15 protein-coding genes, 1 tRNA gene and 1 pseudogene are annotated in these 19,543 nt (G+C 39.8%); 5 read left to right on the top strand and 12 right to left on the bottom strand.

What is annotated here, in order from left to right; all coding sequences use genetic code 11:
* Positions 1-39 precede the first annotated feature (39 nt).
* The 4 genes from H6G18_RS22285 to H6G18_RS22270 all read right to left on the bottom strand — a co-directional run bounded on the left by H6G18_RS22285 (position 40) and on the right by H6G18_RS22270 (position 5,846).
* The gene (locus H6G18_RS22285) at positions 40-1,200 is read right to left on the bottom strand and encodes a hybrid sensor histidine kinase/response regulator (protein ID WP_190409280.1); all 1,161 of its coding nucleotides are present in this window, start codon (positions 1,198-1,200) and stop codon (positions 40-42) included.
* A 217-nt stretch (positions 1,201-1,417) separates the two neighbouring features.
* Positions 1,418-1,864 carry a response regulator gene (locus tag H6G18_RS22280; protein ID WP_190409279.1) on the bottom strand — a complete coding sequence of 149 codons (447 nt, stop codon included), beginning with the start codon at positions 1,862-1,864 and terminating at the stop codon, positions 1,418-1,420.
* Positions 1,818-4,115 (bottom strand): sensor histidine kinase, encoded by a 2,298-nt coding sequence (locus tag H6G18_RS22275; protein WP_190409278.1) that lies wholly within the window; start codon positions 4,113-4,115, stop codon positions 1,818-1,820. Before H6G18_RS22275 ends, H6G18_RS22280 begins: the two co-directional genes overlap by 47 nt.
* Positions 4,116-4,361: 246 nt before the next feature.
* A complete protein-coding gene (locus H6G18_RS22270) occupies positions 4,362-5,846 on the bottom strand; it encodes a dolichyl-phosphate-mannose--protein mannosyltransferase (RefSeq protein WP_190409277.1) in 1,485 nt (494 codons plus the stop codon).
* Between the two features lie 333 nt (positions 5,847-6,179).
* Between H6G18_RS22270 and H6G18_RS22265 the strand changes: the two genes are divergently transcribed.
* Positions 6,180-7,139, top strand: coding sequence for an orange carotenoid-binding protein (locus H6G18_RS22265; protein WP_190409276.1), 960 nt, complete (start codon positions 6,180-6,182; stop codon positions 7,137-7,139).
* Between the two features lie 128 nt (positions 7,140-7,267).
* Positions 7,268-7,594, top strand: a complete 327-nt coding sequence (locus H6G18_RS22260) for a hypothetical protein (RefSeq protein ID WP_190409275.1) — start codon at positions 7,268-7,270, stop codon at positions 7,592-7,594.
* A 171-nt stretch (positions 7,595-7,765) separates the two neighbouring features.
* On the opposite strand, the gene ppsA is transcribed toward H6G18_RS22260, so the two are convergent.
* Together ppsA and H6G18_RS22250 are read right to left on the bottom strand one after the other, a co-directional pair.
* The gene (gene ppsA, locus H6G18_RS22255) at positions 7,766-10,240 is read right to left on the bottom strand and encodes a phosphoenolpyruvate synthase (RefSeq protein ID WP_190409274.1); all 2,475 of its coding nucleotides are present in this window, start codon (positions 10,238-10,240) and stop codon (positions 7,766-7,768) included.
* A gap of 447 nt (positions 10,241-10,687) precedes the next feature.
* Positions 10,688-11,632 carry a hypothetical protein gene (locus H6G18_RS22250; protein WP_190409273.1) on the bottom strand — a complete coding sequence of 315 codons (945 nt, stop codon included), beginning with the start codon at positions 11,630-11,632 and terminating at the stop codon, positions 10,688-10,690.
* A 417-nt stretch (positions 11,633-12,049) separates the two neighbouring features.
* On the opposite strand from H6G18_RS22250, the gene H6G18_RS22245 reads away from it, so the two are divergent.
* Complete coding sequence (locus tag H6G18_RS22245; RefSeq protein WP_190409272.1) at positions 12,050-12,937, top strand: GGDEF domain-containing protein; 888 nt, start codon at positions 12,050-12,052, stop codon at positions 12,935-12,937.
* A gap of 244 nt (positions 12,938-13,181) precedes the next feature.
* Here the strand turns inward: H6G18_RS22245 and rpsU are convergent, their stop codons facing one another.
* The 5 genes from rpsU to H6G18_RS22220 form a co-directional block, all read right to left on the bottom strand.
* On the bottom strand, positions 13,182-13,370 hold the full coding sequence (gene rpsU, locus H6G18_RS22240; RefSeq protein ID WP_190409271.1) for a 30S ribosomal protein S21: 189 nt from the start codon (positions 13,368-13,370) through the stop codon (positions 13,182-13,184).
* A gap of 129 nt (positions 13,371-13,499) precedes the next feature.
* Positions 13,500-13,808, bottom strand: a complete 309-nt coding sequence (locus H6G18_RS22235) for an RNA recognition motif domain-containing protein (RefSeq protein ID WP_190409270.1) — start codon at positions 13,806-13,808, stop codon at positions 13,500-13,502.
* A gap of 310 nt (positions 13,809-14,118) precedes the next feature.
* Positions 14,119-15,645, bottom strand: coding sequence for a slipin family protein (locus tag H6G18_RS22230; RefSeq protein ID WP_190409269.1), 1,527 nt, complete (start codon positions 15,643-15,645; stop codon positions 14,119-14,121).
* Positions 15,646-16,147: 502 nt separating this feature from the next.
* Positions 16,148-16,222 (bottom strand) — tRNA-Asn (locus H6G18_RS22225).
* 208 nt (positions 16,223-16,430) lie between these two features.
* Positions 16,431-17,357, bottom strand: a complete 927-nt coding sequence (locus H6G18_RS22220) for a carbohydrate ABC transporter permease (RefSeq protein ID WP_190409268.1) — start codon at positions 17,355-17,357, stop codon at positions 16,431-16,433.
* A 433-nt stretch (positions 17,358-17,790) separates the two neighbouring features.
* On the opposite strand from H6G18_RS22220, the gene H6G18_RS22215 reads away from it, so the two are divergent.
* Positions 17,791-18,105 (top strand): hypothetical protein, encoded by a 315-nt coding sequence (locus H6G18_RS22215; RefSeq protein WP_190409267.1) that lies wholly within the window; start codon positions 17,791-17,793, stop codon positions 18,103-18,105.
* A 6-nt stretch (positions 18,106-18,111) separates the two neighbouring features.
* On the opposite strand, the gene H6G18_RS22210 is transcribed toward H6G18_RS22215, so the two are convergent.
* On the bottom strand, positions 18,112-19,101 hold the full coding sequence (locus H6G18_RS22210) for a protein rep (protein WP_199311802.1): 990 nt from the start codon (positions 19,099-19,101) through the stop codon (positions 18,112-18,114).
* Positions 19,102-19,289: 188 nt separating this feature from the next.
* On the opposite strand from H6G18_RS22210, the pseudogene H6G18_RS22205 reads away from it, so the two are divergent.
* Positions 19,290-19,439: pseudogene (locus H6G18_RS22205) on the top strand (FAD-dependent oxidoreductase); the annotation flags it as partial.
* Positions 19,440-19,543 lie beyond the last annotated feature (104 nt).

Raw genomic sequence — 19,543 nt, 5'->3', positions numbered from 1 at the left:
AGATTTTTTCAGAAATCAAGTATAAATCCTATCACTGGCTCAAGTGTTGATTAATGGCAGAATGACAGTAAATGTCGTACCAACACCAACCTCACTGCTGACTATAATTTCCCCACCGTGAGCATCAACACATTTTTTGACAATAGCTAGTCCTAAACCAGTACCTACAATTCCTCCAACATTTTCTCCGCGATGGAAAGGTTGAAACAGTTGCTTTTGGTCTTCTGGGGAAATACCAATTCCGCAATCTTGAATCTTGAACATAACTGCATGATTTTGGGCAGTTAATTCAAAATGAATTATACCACCGGGTAGGGAATACTTGATGGCGTTGCCCAGTATATTACCTAAAATGTGACGCAGCAAGCTTTCATCTAATAAGGCTTCGTCAAATGTTTTATTACAGGTGAAAATTACTGTCAGGCGCTTTTCGCCTATAGTCAATTGCGCTTCGTCTACTAATTGGCGACAGAATGCTTCCAAATCTATGGCGATGAGTTCACACTGGAGTTTACCAGATTCAGCTTTACCTATTAATGACACTTCATCTAATAGCTGTGCCATATTTTTGATGGCGGAACGAATCATTTGTAGATGAGAACGTTTTTTTTCCTTGGTTAATTTGTCTTCGTTGTTTTGTAACAACCCAGCAGCTAACAAAATAGTATTTAAGGGATTACGAATGTCATGGGAGAGCATAGAAACAAACTCAGATTTAAACTGGTTGATTTCTTGCGCTTTCACCAATTCAGCCGTGCGTTCTTCCACTCGGTTTTCTAATGTTGTATTCATGGTGCGTAATGTTTCTAATGCTTGCTTACGCTCGATCGCATAAAATACAGCACGCACTAATACATTAACATTTACCTGTCGCTTGACTAGATAATCTTGCGCTCCCTGTCTGACTGCTTCAATTGCTAAATCTTCATCATTAGTATTTGTCAAGACAACAATCGGTACACTAGGCGCACAAGCTATCAACACAGGTAAAGATGATAACCCTTGACTGTCCGGTAGAGTTAAGTCTAACAAAATCACATCGTAGCTGGTCTGTATTAGTTCATTGAGTGCTTCCTGTAATCGCTTCACATGAACCAGAACAAATTGCTTGGACTCAGCTTGATGCAAATATTCCTGCAATAACCTGGCTTCTGCGAGGCTATCCTCGATTAATAAAATTCTTACTGAGTGTCCAACCATAATTTTCTGGTTTTACCCCCTTGAAAATAGTGCGTGGGGAGTAATCAATTCAAAATTCGTCTTGGAAAGTGTGCTTCGACGGGGGTTCCCCCCTCCGGGTTCACCAGTCCCCTACGGCGGGAAACCCGCCTACAGGTCTGGATTCATAGCACGCAACTTTCCGCAAAATTCAAAATTGAATAATTTTCTCCCTTGCTCCTTTGCCTCTTCTTCTCCCTCACTCTGGTGGTAAAGTGACGGTGGAGAGCCAAAACTCTTCTATTCCTTTGACGATTTGGAAGAGCTGGGTGAGGTTGCGGGATTTGGTGATGTAACAGTTTACGTGGAGGTCGTAGCTATGAAAGATGTCATCTTCGTTTCTGGATGTTGTTAAAACTACTACTGGTATCCGTTTGAGTAAGGGGTCAGCTTTAATTTCTGCTAGTACTTCTCTACCATCTTTTCTGGGTAGGTTCAAATCCAAGAGAATTAGGTCTGGACGCGGTGCGTGGGTATAATCCCCTTCTTGGCGCAGATACGCCATTGCGTCCATACCATCCCTAACTGTTACCACTTCGTGTGGCAATTGGCTATTTTTAAATGCTTCTTGGATGAGGCGGATATCGGCTTTATTGTCCTCAACTAAAAAGATGGTTTTGTGTTTTTCTTCCGTTTCTACGCTCACGCTCTCGACCTCCAACTGGTATTGTAAAGTAGAAGGTTGCACCTTCTCCAAGTTGGGATTCTACCCAAATCCGTCCCCGGTGGCATTCGATAATTTTTTTACAGATGGCTAGACCCATACCTGTACCATGATACTCGTCGCGGGTGTGTAGGCGTTGGAAAATGACGAAAATGCGATCGCTAAATTGCGGGTCAATTCCAATACCGTTGTCTCGGACTGAGAATAGCCATTCGTCTTCTAGTCTTTCTGCACCTATATGAATTTGTGGTGGTTCCTCACTGCGGAACTTAATGGCGTTGGCTATCAGGTTTTGAAATAGCTGCATTAGTTGGGTACTACCAGCCATGACTGTTGGTAAGGGGTCGTGAGTAACGGTAGCACCTGTTTCGGCGATGCGTTGGCGTAAGTTACCCAAAGCTTTGTCTAATGCTTTTTCTACTTCAGTTAGTTGAAAAGCGATCGCTTGTGTATCTACTTTAGAATACGCCAAAACGTCGTCTATTAAGGTCTGCATCAAGCTCACACCTTCAACTGCAAAGGTAATAAACTCATTTGCATCCGCATCTAGTTCGTCTTGATAGCGCATTTCCAATAACTGCACATAATTCGCTACTTGATTGAGCGGTTCTTGCAAGTCATGGGATGCAATATAAGCAAATTTTTTCAGTTCGGCGTTGGAACGTTCTAAATCGTGAGCCAATTGAGCCAGTTCATCGGCTTGGCGTAGGACGATATTGACAATCGCTTTCCGCAGTTCTAATGCGGCTCTAATTTCTACATACTTCCAAGGTAAGGATGTAAGGCGGACTGTTTCTTTCCACAGTTCAAAGGATTTGCGGGGACACAGACGCACATTCCCATCTAACTGATTGACTTCAAATGCTTTGTTAGGATCACCACCCCAGTTTACAGTTTGAATTACTTCCGGTCTAAACCACAAAACGTAATTGCGCTGGGAAATGGGAATGGCTAACAAACCACTGGCTACGTTTTTATATCTTTCTGCGTCTGGATAAATTTGTGGTAAGGAATCAGTGTAGAAAACTTCTTCTTCAACGTTATTTTTCAACCACTGGACTAAGAAAACCAAATCTTCTTCTTTGGGAGTCTCACCGATTAAGGTAAAATGGTCGCCAAAACATACAGCCGCACCTTGAGCGCTGGTTAAGTCTAAAAGATTAGGCTGATGTTTAACTAAACCATCGACAAAGTTATCTTCTTGGGACATATATTCAATCAAGAGTGATTGAATATGTGTCAAATTCATCCGATAGTCGTAATCTTCCGTTTCTTCTCTGGCGGAGATTTCTGCAAATATCACTCTTCCCAAAAATTCGCAGGCTTTCCGCAATTCATAAGAAACATATTTGGCTGACAGATGATGACAAGCGATTAATCCCCAGAGTTTATTGTCTTTAATCAAAGAGATAGTCAGAGAAGAACCGACACCCATATTATGCAAGTATTCCAGGTGACAGTTAGCCGCACTTCTGAGAATTGAGTTAGTTAAATCAATTGGGCGATCGCTCAACGGGTTCAAAACTGGTATCATCTGTACAGCTTGAGCATGAGCATTGGGAATTACCCGAATCGAATTAGATGTGAATAATTTTCTCGCTGGTTTAGGAATATCTGATTCTGGATAGTGCAGTCCTAAGTATGGTTCTAGGCTGTCTAGTTTTTCTTCCGCGATGACTGAACCATGTCCGTCATCATCGAATTTATATAACATTACCCGATCAAAATCAGTGACTTTCCTAACTTCCTGCACAATTATTTGACAAAAATCCCGCAGATTAGCTGTTTTCTGCAATTGGCTAATAGAAGCTTTAGCCAGATGATAAAAGCTTAAAAATGGGATATTTTCTTGAGTAATTGCAGGTTCTAATTCCAGAATTAAAAAACCTTCGGAATTGCGATGAAAAACTGCATCAAATACTACGTAATCATCGCCATTTTTGCGTATCCAAATTTTTGTGGGATTAATAAATTCCAAATTTTCTGAGGATAAGCCTGCTTGAATTCTTTCAATTTGAAATGAATCGAGTAAGTCTTCTAATCTTTTGTATAAAATATCGTCAATTTTGATTCCTAAAGCACTCCACGTATTATTACTAACTTGTAATATTTTCAACTCAGGCTCTTCTAATACTAAAAGCACTCCATGCGGTTGAATTTGCCCAGAAAGATGAATTGGTGCTTCTTTTAAACTATTTACATTAATACTGGGTGATTCTAAGTCTATTTTCATAATAATCCTTTGTGATTCTCTAGAATCAACAAAATTAGTGTTGATATTTTTTTAAGCTAAGGAATTAATTATTTACATTCCTTAAATTACGTATTACTAATTACGCACTACAAATTACTTACTGCTTGCGCTAACAGTCTAACAGCCAGTAAAGATACATAGAGATAAGAAATGTGAAAAAGCGGTGATTGATTAAACCGTATATGTGTAGCTATGTAAACAGATTATGATGATTCTGATCTAAATTTATACCCAAGATTTAAACCACATCCGCATTTTATAACCTTCAGGAGAAAGAGGTAAGCCTAAATAAACAGGCATCCAAAAAATAAAAGCGGCGATAATGATAAAACAAATCGTCACACCCACAATCCGCAATGGGCGATAATAACTACAAAGGCATTGATCAACAAACCAGGCGATCGCTAAAAATGCAAACACTACAGCCGTCATATAGTGATAGATAAAAACGCACCGCGACACTCTCATCCAAGGTAATAAATTGACAGCATAATTTAAGACTATATACAAGGCAATCCAAGTATCAATGTTAAGCTGTTTTGGTAAAGAAGAATGCTGTTTTTTTACTAAAGGAATCACAATTTTTCTCATCAGCATCCACAGCAAAAATAATAAAGCCGCAACACCAAACCACCATAAAAAAGGATTACCCATTGCATGAACATCATAAATCACTTTCCCTGCACCAGTAGGCAAAGGCGGCCCCAATACAGGTAAGGGATCATTAAGACTTTGAGCCGTTTGATAGTAATATGCCATTGGTCGAATCATCAACGGCCATTTATACCAAGCAGCACAATAAGGATGTACTTGAGCAGTATTACCACCAAGGCGTTCGTGAAAACCCAATATTTCTTTATGAACTTGTATAAATCCGTATTTTGGATTCATTTGTAGGTGAGGAATCCAAATCAAACTATAAATAGCAGTGGGAACAATTCCTAAAAAAATTAAAACTTGCCCGATGTTGATTTGCGTTAATTTATTTAGTAAAGATATATTATCATTAGTGGTTTGCTCAAAGCCAATAGATATCCCATTATTGGAATAATTATCTATTGGTTGATTTTTGTTTGTAATAAACTGCCAAATCCAACCTAAACACCAAATGAAATAGATACCTGCTAAATAAAATAATCCATTCCATTTAGTAGCGATCGCAGCACCAAAAGCTACACCAGCTAAGACTAGATATAAATTACGTCTTGTCTTTTGATTGGCTAATGCTAATAAGAATAACCATTGCCCTAATAATCCAAATAGGACAATATAAATATTAATTAAAGCATAGCGAGATTCTACAAGTAATAAACCTTCGCACGCTGTAAACAAACCCGCAAGTAAAGCAAAACTAGAACGGTAACTTATCTGATAGGCTATATTCGCCACAATTAGGGGAATAAATGAGCCAGACAGAGCATTAACCCAACGATAACTCCAAGCTGAACGCAACTCACCAGTCAATCCATTAACTCCATCTTGCCAAAAAGGAATGTAACTACTCAGCCACATTCCCACGGCAATCATATATTTACCTAACGGTGGATGACCATCAAAAAATGGTATCTGGTTCAGATAGTTATGTCCAAATTTAGCATAGTAAACTTCATCAAATACGAGAGTATTAAATCTATCCAATCCCCAAAAACGTAAAGCGAGTGACACAAAAAAAATACTCACTAAGCCAATTCGATACAAATTTTTAGTCATTAGTCATTACTTATATCAACGGGATATCCACACAAAGTAGGATATTCAGGAGGGTGCTAAGTATGAAGGAAAGTATATTTACCTGCATACATCAATCAAATTTAGCTAAATTATGAGAGACAAACATCTCAATCCAAAGATATCCAATCCTCATAACGTAGATTATTCAGGGATTTCAGCCATTAGTTATGTTAAATTTATGAGCTAAGTGTAAATTTTATTTAATTTATGCAAACTTTTGTGATACTTTGAACACGGGGAGTAAAACTGTATCCTGAAAGACTTTTTACTTCGCCTTTTGTCAAGTAAAAACTTCGCAAGGTAGCCCTATATATGGCAATTACTATCGATTCCGCCCGTCGTATCTTCCCTAACACACTACAGGCTGATGCAGTGCCAGCTTTGACTGCACGATTTAACCAACTCAGTGCTGAAGATCAACTGGCCTGGACATGGTTTGCTTTTTTGGAAATGGGCAAAACTATTACGGTTGCAGCCCCTGGTGCAGCTAGTATGCAGTTTGCAGAAGCAATCCTGAACCAAATCAAGCAAATGACCTTTGACGAGCAAACTCAGGTTATGTGCGATCTGGCAAACCACACAGATACTCCTATTTGTCGCACCTATGCTACTTGGTCAGCTAATATCAAGCTGGGTTTTTGGAATCAGCTCGGAGAATGGATGCAACAAGGCATTGTCGCACCAATTCCTGCTGGCTATCAGCTTTCAGCCAATGCTAATGCGGTATTGGAAACCTTGAAGAGTTTGGATCAAGGACAACAGATTACCGTCCTTCGTAACTCCGTTGTAGACATGGGTTATGATGCCAGCAAACTAGGCGGCTACACCAGAGTTTCAGAACCAGTAGTTGCACCTAAAGATATTTCTCAGCGCAATCAAGTCAAGATTGAGGGAATTAACAATTCCACTGTGTTGAATTACATGAACAACTTGAATGCCAATGACTTTGATGAACTCATCAAGTTGTTCGTGGAAGATGGCGCTTTACAACCTCCATTCCAAAGACCAATTATTGGCAAAGATGCAATTTTACGGTTCTTCCGCGAAGAATGTCAGAACCTCAACTTACTCCCAGAGCGCGGTGTAGCTGAACCCGCAGATGATGGTTACACTCAGGTAAAAGTAACTGGTAAAGTTCAGACTCCTTGGTTCGGTGCAGCCGTAGGTATGAACATGGCTTGGCGATTCTTACTCAACCCAGAAGGCAAAATCTTCTTCGTAGCTATTGACTTGTTAGCTTCCCCCAAAGAACTTTTGAATTTGGTTCGTTAGGACAACAAGACAGAAAGTTAATTAGCTGACGATCGCCAAAAGCGCTCTCTTAACCAAGGGCGCTTTATTATTCTCAAAGACAAGCAATTCTAACAAAATTAATTACCATACAAATTTTAGATTGGATCATGCAAGTGAGTGAAGCTGAGTGGACTGATATTGAGAAGGAGATAGCTCGAACAGCCTTTGATCAAGCCTATAAGCGAGAGATTGAGGCTTTATTAAAACAAGTCCAAAAGGAAGCTAGTACGCTAGTAGAGTTGGACGAACTTTGGCAATTACACGATTTCCTCAGTGCGAGAAGGCACCAAATCGAGGGTAAGTATGATTACCAATACTCGGCTTTGCTGTTTGTCTTTGCTGGATTAGTTAAAGACGGTTGGCTACATTTGAACGAACTGGAAGGGTTAACTAAAGACAAACTTTCCAAAGTTGCTGCTTTAGCAAGGATGTAGCCATAGTGGGGAATGGGCGGAGACTTTGCATTGCAAAGTCTCCCACAGACTTGATTCTTGTGGCAACCTATTTGAACCAAAGCGTATTGATTGACTATGGACTATTGATAAGTAATAAGTAAATATTTCTTACTCATTACTCATTACTCATTATTCATTGCTCATTACTCATTACTCATCCTGTTCTACCTTAGCTATTTCCAGCATCGTCTTTAATACAGAGTCGGGATTAAGACTAATTGAATCAATTCCTTCCTCTACCAAAAATTGAGCAAATTCCGGGTAATCGCTTGGTGCTTGTCCACAAATACCAATTTTGCGGTGCTGTTTTTTAGCAGACGCGATCGCCATTTTTACCATTTGCTTTACAGCCGGACTACGTTCGTCAAACAATCGCGCGACTAAAGCCGAATCTCTATCTAATCCTAGTGTTAACTGAGTTAAGTCATTGGAACCAATGGAGAAGCCATCAAACACCTCCGCAAATTGTTCAGCCAAGATGACATTACTCGGTAACTCACACATCACATAAACCTGTAAGTCGTTCACGCCTTGTTTTAAACCATGTTTTGCCATCTCTGCTAAAACCAAGCGTCCCTCATCAGGTGTGCGACAGAAAGGAATCATAGGAATGACATTAGTTAAACCCATCTCATCCCGTACCCGCTTGAGGGCTTCGCACTCTAAAGCAAAACCTTCTCTATAACCCGGATCATAATAACGTGCAGCCCCCCGCCAACCAAGCATGGGGTTTTCTTCCTCTGGTTCAAATTGCGAACCACCCGCGAGGTTGCGATATTCATTACTCTTAAAATCTGACATTCGCACAATCACAGGTTTGGGATAGAACGCCGCCGCAATTCTACCCACACCTTGGGCTAACTTATCCACAAAATACTGGGGTTTATCATCATACATGGCTGCGATCGCAGCAACTTTGGCTTTCTGTTCTGCATCTTCTAATTTGTCGTAGTGAATCAACGCCAAAGGATGAACTTGAATTTGGTTAGCAATAATAAACTCAGTCCGCGCTAAACCAACGCCATCATTGGGAATTGCCGATAAACTAAAGGCTTCTTGAGGATTACCCACATTCATCAAAATTTGTGTATGGGTGCGGGGTAAGTTTTCTAAAGGAACTTCTTCGACTTCAAACGGTAATAACCCAGGATAAACCTTACCTTCTTCTCCCTCCGCACAAGAAACAGTCACCTCTTGTCCCGTTGTCAAAACTTGCGTAGCATTACCACAGCCCACGATCGCCGGCACACCCAATTCCCGTGCAATAATCGCCGCATGACAGGTACGACCGCCAGAATTGGTAATAATCGCACTGGCGCGTTTCATAATTGGTTCCCAGTCGGGGTCAGTTCTCTCTGTTACCAAGACTTCCCCAGCCTGGAATTGTTCTATTTGTTTGGCATCTAAAATCACCCGTGCTGTTCCTTGACTAATCGCTTCACCAATAGCGCGTCCAGTGACTAGGGGGAGTGCTGAGTTAGTTAAATTTCCTGTCTCCTGTCCCCTGTTCCCTATTCCCTTTCCTAACCGATAAGTCCGCAACACGTTACCTTTTTTCTGCGATTGCACTGTTTCCGGACGTGCTTGCACGACAAAAAGTTGGTTAGTGATGCCATCTTTCGCCCATTCAATATCCATCGGGGTGTAATGACCGTGGGCTTGAGAATAATGATCCTCAATTAAACAAGCCCAATGAGCTAGTTGTAAAATCTCTGTATCACTGAGGGCAAATTTATTTTGTTCTACTGTTAATACAGGTTCATTTTTAGTAGATTGGGAACCTTGCTCATAAATCATTCTTAATTTTTTGCTGCCCAATTTTTTATCAATAATTGGTTTAAATCCTGCTTTTAATGTCGGTTTAAAAACACAATATTCATCTGGATTAACTGTACCTTGAACAACATTTTCACCCAAGCCATAGGCGGCTGTAATTAATGCCGCATCTTTAAATCCTGTTTCTGTGTCAATGGAAAACATCACACCAGAAGTTGCGAGGTCAGAACGTACCATTTTCTGTACGCCCACAGCCAAGGCGACACTAAAGTGATCGAACCCTTTAGTATAGCGATAGGAAATAGCCCGGTCGGTAAATAGGGAAGCAAAGCATTTATGACAAGCTACTAGTACTTCTTCTACACCAACTACGTTGAGGTAACTTTCTTGTTGTCCCGCAAAACTCGCATCGGGGAGGTCTTCGGCGGTGGCGCTAGAACGGACGGCGACATCAGTATCCGGGTTGTATTGTTTACATAAGCTGTGGTAAGCGTTGGCGATCGCCTGTTGTAATTCTAAGGGAAATGGGGTGTGCATGAGGAGCGATCGGGCTTTTAGCCCTCGTTCTTGTAAATTTCTCACATCCTCCACATCCAAATCTGCAAATAGTTCCCGTAATTTAGCTTCTAATCCAGCCGATTGGATGAAATAACGATAAGCATAAGCAGTAGTGGCAAATCCTGTTGGTACGTTCACGCCTTTGGGTGTAAGCTGCTTAATCATTTCCCCCAATGACGCATTTTTACCCCCCACTAAGGCAATATCCCCAATACCAACTTCATCAAACCAGAGAATAAGTGATCTCTCTTGAGAACATTGTGCCAAGGCGTGTTGAGATACTGTAACCATCAGTATTACCTCCCATATTAATGCTCTAGTTATTTAGGATTAGTTCTTTTTTTGGATTTATGTTTGTGATTTTGCCAATCCCAGCCTGATAGACACGATTTATCGTGTTTATACCTTTGTTGTGTGCTTAATAATTCCTTTGGGATCACCATAGCAAAAAAAATTAGATTTTGGTTTCTCACGCCTCTTATTCATGATTCGTAAACAAACCAAAACCAGTCTTCTAGCGGAAATTACTTGTAAATAATTCAAGACATATCAAATTCTTAGGTTTTAGATATCCGCCAGCTATACTAATCTATGTCTGTTGACGGATGTTTGGTTTAACAATTTGTTACAAGAAAAATATTTTTTGTATAGACAAAGGTGCAAACAAGATAGCCATCTCAAAAAATTCTGATTATCTTGATGTGGCTTTGAAAAATTATGTAAAAGTACAGGTATTTTTTACATCTCTGGACTGACAGATGTTGCTTTTTTCGTAGGTGTATAGTTTTTGGGATAATCCAACAACATAGAGGGTAAAAATGCTGACATCAAGCGAACACGAATCAAGTTATATCCAAAAGATATCTTTCGATTCAGGAATCGCCAACTTTTTTGTAATAAATTGCGACGTTTATCTTCAATTTGAGATTGTTCTTGAAAATATTTTTGACTTTTTTCTCCCAATGTAGATGTACCTTGGCTAATTCTGATTTTTTCAATACGGTTATCGAAGAAATTCAGCCCATTCATCTCACTATGGAAAATCAAAAAATTACTTTTCACAGCAGCTAAAGCCATTGCATAGGTAGGGTTATTATGTAGACCTAAAGTATCTGCATAAATTGCTAATTCTCCCCATAAACGCAAAAATTCTAATTCGCGTCCTTCATCAGCTTTAATCACAAACAAAAATTCGTTGATAAACTTTAAAGATGAAGAATAAATATCAATTCCAACTTTATTAGCCATGCTTTCAATAATGTGCTTCTTGCGCTGACGTTCGGGAGTCAGAGAAGGCTGGTCAAATTGATGTTGCAGATGTTTTTTCATATCTGTACAACTGCGTGCTGTTAAACCTGGAGCAAAATTTAAGTCTTGAGGTAAAGGAGAACAAATCCGTACATCTGCATCTAAATACATAACCGTAGATGACAGAGAAAGAGCGTACTGGATAGCAAACCTTCTTTCGTGATATGGCTTTACTCCTCGACACCAATGTTTGATAGCAATGACGTTAGGGTGATTCTGAAAAAATATTGGTTTATCAGTGAGAATTACGAAAACATGACCCGGCGCAAACTGATGTATGTCTTCTGCTAGTAGTTTCGCTAGAAGAATATATTCTTTACCAAAGGCAGCTGTACAAAAACAAATAGATTCATTATGTGTATTGGTTGCATTCATGGGTTACACTCTTTGAAATTTACCGTATAAATACGAGGACTGTATATAGGAATCTAATTGAATTCCTATTGTTATAGTCTGCGCTGGTGCTTAACAATGACTTACTCTTAAAGGCGAAGTCTAGGTTAGGCTGTGCCTTACAAAACCATCATACGGTGGACAATGCCTTCTGTCAGATCCTTTTCCCCCGATCTTGCTCATAGTGTTTATATGTAGCAAAAAATACTTACCACCCAATGTCCACTAGTTAAGGCTGAATTAAGGCAATTATTAATGCTTGATACACCCCTTAGGATAGTCCGATGCGGGACAAAATTTTACCTTTCAACATGGACGTGATTTATATATAAGATGTGTGTATAACAACAGTCGCAGCAGTGGGTAAAGGTAAATAAAAAGGCTGTTAAAAGAGGGAATATGCGTTTCATTCAAACGTTAGAGGCTAAAAATCAATCATTCTCGGCCTTATTAAGCATATTTCTGATGATGATTATAGGCTTAATTGATTACTGTATTTCTCCAGAAATTTCGGTATCAATACTATATTTATTTCCGATTGGCATTTCTGTATGGTTTGTCAACAAACATACGGGATTTTTAATATGCGTAGCCAGTGACATTACCAGTCTTGTAGTTAATCAAATTCAAGATAAATATCATTTTCATCCTCTAATACATTTTTGGAATGCACTAGTAATGTTAGTTTTCTTTCTATTTGTCAATCATCTCCTTGCCCAACTAAAAGCCACATTAAACAATTTAGAAAAGTTAGCTCGAACAGATAATTTAACTGGTTTAACTAATAGAGGATTTTTTCTAGATATAGTCAATAATGAGATTGAAAAGTCTTTGAGGCATAAAGAACCTTTGACATTAGCTTATGTAGATGTTGATAACTTTAAACAAATCAACGATCAGTTTGGACACAATTTTGGCGATCGCCTGCTTGAATTAATAGCAAAGACTACTCAAAAGACTCTACGTAAAATTGATGTAATCGCCAGAATTGGCGGTGATGAATTTGCTATTTTATTACCACGTACTGGTTATGAAGCAGCAGAAGTAGTACTGAATAGAGTACAAAAATCTCTCTTGTCTTCTATGAAACAAGAAGATTTATCAGTAACTTTTAGTATTGGTGCTATTACTTTTGTTCGTCCCCCACATTCAGTTAGTGAAATTATCGAGATAGCAGATAATTTAATGTATTCCGCCAAAAAAAAAGGCAAGAATTTATTGCAGCACGAACTGTTAGAGAACGCGGGAGTGGGGACTGAGGAGTGGCTAGTAGAGAGTTGCGATTAATCAATTCAAAATACCCTACGGGTTCGCGGTAGCGTTCCGTTCGCGTCGCACGAGCGTTGCGTACCAAAGGAAAGCTAAAGCTACAAAATTCAAAATTCAAGACAGCCACCCACAAGAGGGAGCCAGTCTCGTGGGCGGGTTTCCCGGCTTGAGATAACTGGCGTTGGGGTTTCTACCTACCTTGGGAGATAAAGAAAACCCTCATAGCTTGTACGAGGGTTTTCTTTTATGTCTATGTTATTTCTTAGGTGCGGAAACGTCTCTTACTCTGCTTGTGCAAGGCAAGTTTTTTGCGCTTGCATTTTTCAATAGGCGTTTCAAAGTGACGATGCTTCCTCATATCTTGAAAAATTCCCGCCTTGGAAACTTCTCGCTTGAATCGGCGTAAGGCTGATTCAATGTGTTCATTCTCACCCACTACGATTTGGGTCATTATCTCTCCTGCTAAATTGCGTAATTAATGGCTTATGGTGGTAAGCCTTCAAGTTGACTAAATTATAAAAAAAGGCAGAACTTTTGTCTGTCCTGAAAATATGCTGGAAAAATTTCAGCTTCTAAATTATTAGTAGCGGTTACGTCCACCACCTCCACCGTATCCACCCCGATTACCACCAGACGAACCTCTGTCCTCTCTGGGCTTGGCTTTGTTAACTTTTAAGTCACGACCCATCCATTCAGCACCATCAAGAGCTTCGATGGCTGCTGCTTCTTCAGCTTCAGTTCCCATCTCCACAAAACCAAAGCCACGTAGCTGTCCTGTTTCGCGGTCAGTAGGTAGTTGAACACGTCTTACAGTGCCGTATTCTGCAAAAACAGCAGTTAATGTGTCTTGGGTAACTTCGTAAGAGAGGTTGCCTACATAAATTGACATCGGTTATCTCCAAAATTATTACTGTCTAGAGATGTAAATTTCGGAGAAAAGTCTGTAAATACTAAAAGGGAAAAGCCCGTCAATACTAAAAACAAAAATGCTCACCGAATTAACTCTCCTTTTCTAGGATGACATAAAAGCCAATTCTCTGCATCCATCAGGTTAGTATTTGATTTTAAAATTTATTTAGGCTGGGAAATGCCCACCATATCATGGTTTTGGAGGACATTTTCAACTTAGCCCTGACAATGCGAACATAGGTACTACTAAATCAAAGTCTGAAACCCGCTTCCAGACTGGGTGAAAAAATTTAATCTCGGTTAATCCGAATTAAATCTGTCAAAATGCTATCCAAGCTGCCATTAACTTGAATTTTCTCAATCTTTTCGGCAATTCGCTCTAGCACTTCTAACTCCTTTAGACGCAAAGCCACAGGGTTATCTTCCATGACCTTGGCAGTATTTAACATACTGCGGGTAGCAGCCGTTTCTTCACGACGACGAATTACGTTGGCTTGGGCGGCTTTTTCGGCTTCTACAACCTTGCTCAAAATCGTCTTCATCTCGCCAGGGAGAATAATATCTTTTACCCCGACCGAATCTATTTCAATTCCATAGTCTACAGTTTTCTGATGAATGTGTTCAAAAATACTTCTATCGATTGCGCCTTTATCTTCTAGTAAAGCATCCAAGGTTTTCTCCCCAACAGCACCACGCAAGGCAAATTGCAATTCTTTATACAAATAGTTAGGAATATTTGATAACCCGTTTTTCGCTTTCAACGGATCAAGAATGCGGTAACCTGCGGTTAAATTCAAGCGCAAAGGCACTTTATCCTTAGATAGGATATCTTGACCGGATACTTCCAGGGTAGAGTAGCGTAAGTCAAAAACTTCCGTGTACAAGGAACGTCCAAATACCCACCATGCGTGTTTCCCTGAGGGGAGTTGTGTTTGAAATTCTTGATTAATGTATAGTAAGCCGACGTGCTGTGCAGGTACTTCACAAATATGTAGGTAATTGCAGCTTAGGGCTTGAATGTCCGGTAAACCAGAAACTAATTCCGCAATTAGACGAGTTGGCAATTTAGCATCAGTGCTGATGTCGATGACTTCTACCTCAACACCTCGCCAAAATAGCTTGCGGCTGGTTGGTGGTAGGATAGCTATGACTTTACCTTGATGACGAGCGATCGCCACTTGTTGACTTTGTAACTGCACTATTTCGCAATAAGTAGCCACAAAATCAGGATGTTGCTCAATTAAAATTTCTTCTAAGGGAAAGTCTGGATTCGGTACAAGACGGCTGATAGTCCGCACCGAAACATCCCGATCAACCGACCAGAAAGCATAATCGCCTGTGGAGAGCGATCGCACAAAGTTATTCTGCACATACAGCAAACCAAGCTCATACTCAGAAATTGGGAATTTCTTGATTCCATTCAAAGTAATTCCCCGTAATTGCTGCACAAACTCAGCAGGTAATTCCAAATTTGTTTCCAAATTGAAAAAATGAGCTTGCACCTCAAGAAAACCACGCCAAAATACCCGCAATTGATTAGGTAAAACACTCACCCAAATTTGACCACACTTGACTAAAGCAGCTTGATTAAATGCTGTCCTGACTACTAGTAAATATTCCTGTAATTCTGTACCGTGATTCCGCAGTAATAATTCCAAGTTCTCAATTTTAGCCTCAGGCTGATTGAGGTCATAGGTTTTTACTTGCCAATGCCTACCAAAATAAATGTAAGTCCCAGGCTGTAAGATTTTCTTGAAATCACTACGATGATATAAAATGCCAATTTCGTTAGGCTTAATATAAAATGTTTTCCACATAAATATTTTCATAGATAACTTGATTATTTCGACTCGAAACTCAGACGGTTATAACTATAGTTAGAGGTTTGTAGTGAGAACTTTAGTTCTCTCTTTGAGACGCTCCGCGAACAAAAAAGGACTCAAGTCCTTACTACGAAACCTGAAAAATATGATGTAATACACATACTACATTATATTTTAAAACTCTGCAAATATAGGTTTTGACAGTTTAGTTGCGGGCGAATAGTGTCTCCAAAACTGGATGAAGATTGCTGCTAATTGTGTCTAGGCTACCCTTAAGTAATCTAGAAATAACAGCCCTCAAATATGTCGTTCGGTTTGCCTAATTAGGAAAACGAAGAAACATACTCAAGTTAGGGAGAGAAAATTCACTCTAGCTTCTTCACTGCTACTACTGAACATCACCAGGTGATGACCAATAGTAAGCCTACATCGCAGAGTTGTAATAAAGTTAAATTGGCTACTTTTGCAGAGTAGTGTCTTTTGACCCAGACAGGGTTGGGAGAAAGTATAGGATTTGAACCTACAACATATCGATTAACAGTCGATCGCTCTACCACTGAGCTAACTTTCGGTGTGTTTGATGTAGCATAAGCTTTATAAGCTCTGCCACTGACCTAATCAAACGGGGTAAAATAGTAACCTATTACTTTGCGGTATACGCTCAATCCAGAGGTTGGCGCACCAGTTGGGTATTTAGAACCCAGACCATAGCTCGGCAAATGTATTACTATCTTGTAACTCAATGTAGCATAGGAAAATCTGAGGCGGTAGTCTAAGAATTAAACTAGACCGTCTCCCCCTGGTTGACTAATCACTAACCGCACGACTGACAGGGCTAGAATGAGCAAAAACAGAACTAGTCCAATGGTGCAGGCGTAACTGATTTCTAAATTGCTAAAGGCTTGCTCATATAAGTAATAAACAATAGTTTTCGAGCTATTAAGCGGCCCGCCTTGAGTCATGATGTAGACTTCTTCAAAGACTTTAGTCGCAGAAATGGCGGAAATTACTGCCACTAGCGCTAAATACGGCTTCATTAAAGGGATGGTGATATCCCAATGTTTACCAATACCATCTGAACCATCAATGGCGGCCGCTTCATACACATCTGCGGGAATTGATTGCAAACCAGCTAAATAAATCACCATGTAATAGCCTAGTCCTTTCCATATCGTGACGGCCATGACGCTGGCTAGAGAAATTGGCACAACACCGAAAATTTTAGCGGAAGTAGTCAGCCAGGGAATACCTTCTGGGAAAAGACCAATTGTTTTTAACAACTGATTAAGTAAGCCATTTTCTGCATATAACCATTTCCACGCTATACCTGCAACCACCATAGAAATTACCACAGGTGTATAGTATGCAGCTCGAAACCAATTAATTCCGCGTAGTTTTTGATTGACTAAAATTGCCAACCCTAGAGGCGCAATCACCAAAATCGGCACTACACTGACAAGATAAAGAAATGTATTTTCTAAAGTTTTCCAGAAAACGGCATCTTTCCACAATCGCAGAAAGTTGCTAAAACCTATCCATTGCGGCGGTTGGCTCAGGTCTTCGTAGCTAGTAAAACTCAGGTAAAACGCTTGCAACGCAGGCCAAAAGACAGTTAACCCCAACAAAACCAAAGCAGGTAGCAAGAACAGATAGGGAGTCAGCCGCCCTTTGATGAGTATCCAATCTTTAGCTGTCAATTGATTCATAAAAGCGTTCTATATCTGCTGTCTACCAAAGCTAATTCATATTACACGAACAGTTGCTAATTTTCATAACTTATTTGGTGAAAAAGTAATATCTCAACATTTTGCTAATTCTTATTAATTCCATATCGAAGCTATTTTTCGGCTTCAAGAGAAGGTAAATAAGATCCTCGCTATCCCAGTCATCCTTTGGTTGCCTGGGATTTCTCGTTTTGATGCTGAGATTATTAGGCTAACGCCTAAAAAGTGGTGAGGTTAAATAAATCTTTTCGTCTACGTTGAAGGATTCTTTTTTTGTTCCCTTCGGGCTGACAGGGGGGATATTCCCTGCGGGAATAAATTAAGAAGTTGCAGAAAGATAGTCGTCTACGTTGAAGGATTCTTTTTTATTCCCTTCGGGTTATGGAAGTAGTGAAGTTCTACGATGAGGTTAAATATGTCTCCTGAATTTTTGATTAATTTGCGTGTAATGCCTGGTGTTCCTGTTGGCCGTATATTCATCCCTAATTTCTTCTTAGGTCAACCTGAATTTCTGCATTGGTATAAATCTGTAGTTATTTATCGCATTACTCACTATGCTAGTGGAAAAGTGATTTGGTTTTTTGCTCCTATTTCTGAGTATCGCCGTCTTGCTTCTGCCTATCCACATTCTAAATATTACGCTCGTACCAACTCTCTCCTAGATTTGGCCTCTACATTCTTTAGTAGCCTTAAACCACCATACTTGCATGATTATGACTACTTTAACTAACCTCAGTTATCCCTCTATTTTGTACTTATGTGATTTGTGATCCCATCTGAAAAACACAGTTCCCTGATTTGCCTCATTCATCTCTTCACCGCAGTCAATGAGGTCTTGGTTATTCTCCTCTAACTCGCGCATATAATGTCTGAGTACACCCCCAACAGCAATTGCTCTGGTTTTATGCAACTGGCGGGTTAGCTCTAAAAACCATTCTCTATCAGCTATTAAGTCCGCTTCCTTCACCTGATACTTGAGTATTTCAGGAATCAGTCTTGTGGGGTCATGTTGTTTGGCGATCGCACTAATATGAACAACTGGCTCATAATCAATTCTTAAACACTGCTGCCATAATGTCGCCCATTTGACTTGAGACAAGTAGCCATGACTAAAATAGGAAGGCTGCACCATTGCCAAAATATGTAAATGTGGATGTGCAGATACTCCATCTCTACCCTTAGTTACTTCTAGCGATTTAATCCAGCCTTTCGCTGGCCATACCTGCAATTCCGTTAATCGCTTAAAAGCCTTGTTCATCCCATCCAAGGTTTTCCTTAGTTCGGAAATCTGGCAATTCTTTACTGTCAATGTGACAAACAACCAACGATATTTAGGGTAGTCTGTAACAACCTGTGGCAGTATTTTATATGCTTTGGCTTTCCACATGAGCGATCGCCTCCACTGACAAACAGGACAGTGACGAACCCGGCAAAATCTGGTATGCAATAACTTGAGCTTGAGAATTTGACCTGCTTCCTCTGGTGATAGTTGAAACTCTAAAAACTCAGAACAGATTTTGATGCGCCAAGCATAATTATTGAACTCATGATCATCTGCTGTGGCGTAATAATTAGAAATCAGTTCAGCATTAGCTCTATGTTTATCCCAATTTTTCCCTATATTGGTAATTTCGCTTAAATTTAGCTTATTTTGAGTTTTTATAATTTTATTTAGCGATAATAAATTAAATTCAATAGTATTTCTATCTGAATCTTTAACAGGCACAAAGATTATATGGTTTGGTTAAGAAATCCCAAACTAACATCCATTAACACAGCAAGCCTCAGTGAGAACACAGCACAAGTCCATCTTGTCAAGTACAGCTACTAGTAGAGATTTTCTAGTTCCTACCCTTGCCGATCTAATATGTTATGTTATATTAAACGTAGTCGTTATGAGTTCGTATAAATATCATGTCTAACCCGACTGTAGAAAACGTAGTAATTATTGGTTCTGGGCCAGCAGGGTACACGGCTGCTATCTATGCGGCGAGAGCTAACCTCAAACCCCTTGTATTTGAAGGTTTCCAAGCTGGGGGTTTACCTGGTGGACAACTCATGAGTGCGATTCGTTGACCTGAAATCAACCAAAATCCTTTATGGATAAAGGTTTGAGGGATAGGTCGCAGGGTTTTTATAAAACCTTGACAACTTAATCTTCGTGGAGG

Origin of the sequence: Anabaena subtropica FACHB-260 (assembly GCF_014697105.1) — a bacterium.
GTDB lineage: Bacteria > Cyanobacteriota > Cyanobacteriia > Cyanobacteriales > Nostocaceae > Trichormus > Trichormus subtropicus.
The sequence above is the reverse complement of the archived record's forward strand: the minus strand, read 5'-3'. Positions and strand labels throughout refer to the sequence as shown.

What these genes read in the sequence shown, in the direction of transcription:
- H6G18_RS22285 (WP_190409280.1), bottom strand. Translation starts at nt 1,200, where the DNA reads ATGGTTGGACACTCAGTAAGAATTTTATTAATCGAGGATAGCCTCGCA.
- H6G18_RS22275 (WP_190409278.1), bottom strand. Translation starts at nt 4,115, where the DNA reads ATGAAAATAGACTTAGAATCACCCAGTATTAATGTAAATAGTTTAAAA.
- H6G18_RS22270 (WP_190409277.1), bottom strand. Translation starts at nt 5,846, where the DNA reads ATGACTAAAAATTTGTATCGAATTGGCTTAGTGAGTATTTTTTTTGTG.
- H6G18_RS22265 (WP_190409276.1), top strand. Translation starts at nt 6,180, where the DNA reads ATGGCAATTACTATCGATTCCGCCCGTCGTATCTTCCCTAACACACTA.
- H6G18_RS22260 (WP_190409275.1), top strand. Translation starts at nt 7,268, where the DNA reads ATGCAAGTGAGTGAAGCTGAGTGGACTGATATTGAGAAGGAGATAGCT.
- ppsA (WP_190409274.1), bottom strand. Translation starts at nt 10,240, where the DNA reads ATGGTTACAGTATCTCAACACGCCTTGGCACAATGTTCTCAAGAGAGA.
- H6G18_RS22250 (WP_190409273.1), bottom strand. Translation starts at nt 11,632, where the DNA reads ATGAATGCAACCAATACACATAATGAATCTATTTGTTTTTGTACAGCT.
- H6G18_RS22245 (WP_190409272.1), top strand. Translation starts at nt 12,050, where the DNA reads ATGCGTTTCATTCAAACGTTAGAGGCTAAAAATCAATCATTCTCGGCC.
- rpsU (WP_190409271.1), bottom strand. Translation starts at nt 13,370, where the DNA reads ATGACCCAAATCGTAGTGGGTGAGAATGAACACATTGAATCAGCCTTA.
- H6G18_RS22235 (WP_190409270.1), bottom strand. Translation starts at nt 13,808, where the DNA reads ATGTCAATTTATGTAGGCAACCTCTCTTACGAAGTTACCCAAGACACA.
- H6G18_RS22230 (WP_190409269.1), bottom strand. Translation starts at nt 15,645, where the DNA reads ATGTGGAAAACATTTTATATTAAGCCTAACGAAATTGGCATTTTATAT.
- H6G18_RS22220 (WP_190409268.1), bottom strand. Translation starts at nt 17,357, where the DNA reads ATGAATCAATTGACAGCTAAAGATTGGATACTCATCAAAGGGCGGCTG.
- H6G18_RS22215 (WP_190409267.1), top strand. Translation starts at nt 17,791, where the DNA reads ATGTCTCCTGAATTTTTGATTAATTTGCGTGTAATGCCTGGTGTTCCT.